This window comes from Streptomyces graminilatus (assembly GCF_001418565.1).
Classification (GTDB): domain Bacteria; phylum Actinomycetota; class Actinomycetes; order Streptomycetales; family Streptomycetaceae; genus Streptomyces; species Streptomyces graminilatus.
In genome coordinates, this window is sequence record NZ_LIQQ01000508.1 from 1 (window position 1) to 3196 (window position 3196).

Annotated in this window: 3 protein-coding genes; 2 read left to right on the forward strand and 1 reads right to left on the reverse strand. The window is 72.0% G+C overall.

All coding sequences use genetic code 11. The features are described from left to right. Positions 1-203: 203 nt before the first annotated feature. Positions 204-1097, reverse strand: coding sequence for a sirohydrochlorin chelatase (locus AOK08_RS34460; RefSeq protein ID WP_079054439.1), 894 nt, complete (start codon positions 1095-1097; stop codon positions 204-206). A gap of 340 nt (positions 1098-1437) precedes the next feature. On the opposite strand from AOK08_RS34460, the gene AOK08_RS34465 reads away from it, so the two are divergent. Together AOK08_RS34465 and AOK08_RS34470 are read left to right on the forward strand one after the other, a co-directional pair. Beyond that, positions 1438-2052, forward strand: coding sequence for a SanA/YdcF family protein (locus AOK08_RS34465; protein ID WP_055533342.1), 615 nt, complete (start codon positions 1438-1440; stop codon positions 2050-2052). Positions 2053-2190: 138 nt separating this feature from the next. Beyond that, positions 2191-3196, forward strand: a 1006-nt coding sequence (locus tag AOK08_RS34470) for a molybdopterin oxidoreductase family protein (protein ID WP_157876918.1), incomplete at its 3' end; no start/stop codon positions are given.

Below are 3196 nucleotides of genomic sequence, written 5' to 3' on the forward strand. Positions count from 1 at the left end.
GTGCCGTTGTCGGGGGGTTGGGGGGTGCTGGTGGTGTTGGTGCTTGTGCCTTCCATGCTTCGACAGTAAGGGCAGGTACTGACAATTTGGGGGTGTGTGTGCGCCTGCGCGTCTGCCGGGTTCTGTTTCGTTTGCGGGTACGGGTGCGTCGTGGCTTCTCGCGCCCACGCGGCGGAGCCGCGAATCGATACAGCCCCGCGTCCCTAAAAGGCTGGCGCCAGTTCTCTGGTTACGGGGGTTTCGGGGAGCGCCGCCGACTGGTCGTACCGGTGGAGGATCAGGTGGGCCATGGACCTGTGGGCGCCCAGGGGGGCCGTCGCTATCCAGGGGGCCGCCTTGGCGCACTCTGTGGCGAAGCGGCCCGGGGCTGTGAAGTACGAGGCCACGGCGATCCGGTGGCGGCCACTGGCCGTCAGCGCTCGTACGGCCTCGGGGACGGTCGGGGCGGCGGTGGTGGCGTACGCCGGTACGACGGGCACGCCCAGGCGGTCGGCGAGGAGCCGGGCGGTGTGGCGGGTGTCGAGGTCCGAGTCGGGGTCGCGGGAACCCGCGGCGGCCAGGACCACCGCGCTGGACCGGCGCTGCTCGTCGGTCATCCGGGTCTGCCAGCCGGCCTCGACCAGTCGGGCGTGCAGGGTGTCGACGAGCAGGGGGTGCGGGCCGAGCGGAGCGGCCACGCGCGTGCGTGCCGTCGCCGCCGCGGCCATCTCCGGGATGTCGTGCTTCACGTGGTAGCCACGGCTGAGCAGCAGCGGTACGAGGACGGCCTCGGCGGTGCCGAGTCCCGCGAGCGTGTCCGGGAGCAGGGGCGCGTTCAGCTCGATGTGTCCCAGGTGGACGGGCAGGCCGGGGCGCAGTTCGCGGACGCGTTCGGCGAGCGCGCGGACGGTGCTCAGGGCGCGCGGGTCGCGGCTGCCGTGGCCCACGAGGACGAGTGCGGGCGGGGTGGCGCGACAGCCGGGGCCGGGGCGGCTGGTGAGGCGGCCGGTGCTGCGGTCCATCATGTGCGCCGTCCTGTCGGGGTGGGCGCCTCCGGGCGGCCAGGGGCTTCGCGGGGGCTGCGTGGACTCGTCGTGGGAGCGGGGCGACGGCGTCATGCACCGATCGTGACGGTACGAGGTTGCCACGCCGTTGCGCGGGAATGACGGGTCTTTTCCGGGGGTTCACGGTGGGGGCGACGGGTGTGTGAGCCTGCCTGACCTGTGGCTTTCCGGGGGCGAGTGAAGCTGGTCACGTCGGGGGCGGCGAACCGGGGCGGAGTCGGGGGCGTCCTCTCTGATCGAGGCCACCGGGGCCGTCCGGGGAGGGACACGTCCGATGAGCAGTCCGAAGGCGCGTGGATCACAGGGATCACGGGTGTCCCTGCGGTCGCGTGTGCGTTCGCTCGTGCGTGTGCCGCGTACGCGGACCGGGCAGCGGCGGGCCGTGCAGGTCGTGATGTCGCTGTGCGTGCTGGCGCTGCTGCCGGCCACGTGGTTGTTCGTCGCCGCGAGCGACCGGCTGCGCGAGGTGTCGGACGTGCCGCGTACCGATGTCGCCGTCGTCTTCGGTGCCGGTCTGTGGGGCGGGGAGCCGTCCCCGTACCTCGCGCACCGGCTGGACGCGGCGGCGAAGCTGTACCGGGCGGGGCGGGTCAAGGTGGTGCTCGTCACCGGGGACAACAGCCGGGAGGAGTACGACGAGCCGGACGCGATGCGGGTGTATCTGACCCGGCACGGGGTGCCGGACGGGCGGATCGTCAGCGACTACGCCGGGTTCGACACCTGGGACTCCTGTGTCCGGGCGAAGAAGATCTTCGGGGTCGACCGGGCCGTGCTGATCAGTCAGGGTTTCCACATTCGCCGTGCTGTCGCGCTGTGCGAGGCGGCGGGGGTGGACTCGTACGGGGTCGGCGTCGAGGCCAAGCACGACGTGACGTGGTACTACGGCGGGACGCGGGAGCTCTTCGCGGCGGGGAAGGCCGCGTTGGACGCGGTGTTCGAGCCCGATCCACGGTTCCTGGGGCCGGTGGAGGTGGGGGTCCAGCGGGCGTTGGCCTCGGACACCCGCTGAAGGGCGATGCAGGGCGCTGATGGGCAGCGGGCTGGTGAGTGACCTCACCGGCGGCTCCGGGGCTTCGGGAGGTCTCCGTGCCCGCTGTGTAACGGGGTGCGATCCGGGGTGTAACACCGGCGCCGCACGCTGGGCGGTATGGAGAACTCCGTGACGCCCACGCACTGCCCGTACTGCGCCCTGCAGTGCGGAATGAACCTCACGCCGGTGGCGGGCGGGGGCGTCACGGTGACCGAGCGTGCCGACTTCCCGGTCAACCGTGGTGCCCTGTGCGGCAAGGGGCGCACCGCCCCCGCGCTGCTGTCTCCGGCGCTGCGGCTGACCGAGCCGCTCGTACGGCGGGACGGCGTACTCGTACCCGCCTCCTGGGAGGAGGCCCTGGACCGGGTCGCCGAGGGACTGGCCCGCACGCGTACGGAGCATGGCCCGGACGCGTGCGGTGTCTTCGGCGGGGGCGGGCTGACCAACGAGAAGGCCTACGCGCTGGGGAAGTTCGCGCGGGTCGTTCTCGGGACCTCCCAGATCGACTACAACGGGCGTTTCTGCATGTCGTCCGCCGCCGCTGCCGGGAACAGGGCGTTCGGGATCGACCGGGGGCTGCCCTTCCCGATGGAGGACATTCCCAGGACCGGGTGCGTCATCCTGGTCGGCTCCAATCTCGCCGAGACCATGCCGCCCGCCCTGCGCTATCTCACCGAACTCAGGGAGAACGGGGGGACGTTGATCGTCATCGATCCGCGCCGGACCCGTACCGCCGAGCAGGCCGATCTGCATCTCGCGCCGCGTCCCGGTACCGATCTCGCGCTCGCCCTGGGGCTGTTGCACCTGGTCGTCTCGCAGGGGCGCACCGACGAGGAGTTCATCGAGGAGCGGACGAGCGGCTGGGCGGAGACGCGGGCTGCGGCGATGGCCCACTGGCCGGAGTACGTGGAGCGGATCACCGGGGTTCCTGTGCCCCAACTCCGTGACGCGGTGCGGATGTTCTGCGAACCGGACGCCGCCATGGTGCTCACGGCGCGCGGGCCCGAGCAGCAGTCCAAGGGGACGGACACCGTCAGCGCGTGGATCAACCTCTGCCTGGCGACCGGGCGGGCGGGGCGGCCGTACTCCGGATACGGGTGTCTGACCGGGCAGGGCAACGGGC

What these genes read in the sequence shown, in the direction of transcription:
- AOK08_RS34460 (WP_079054439.1), bottom strand. Translation starts at nt 1,097, where the DNA reads ATGACGCCGTCGCCCCGCTCCCACGACGAGTCCACGCAGCCCCCGCGA.
- AOK08_RS34465 (WP_055533342.1), top strand. Translation starts at nt 1,438, where the DNA reads ATGTCGCTGTGCGTGCTGGCGCTGCTGCCGGCCACGTGGTTGTTCGTC.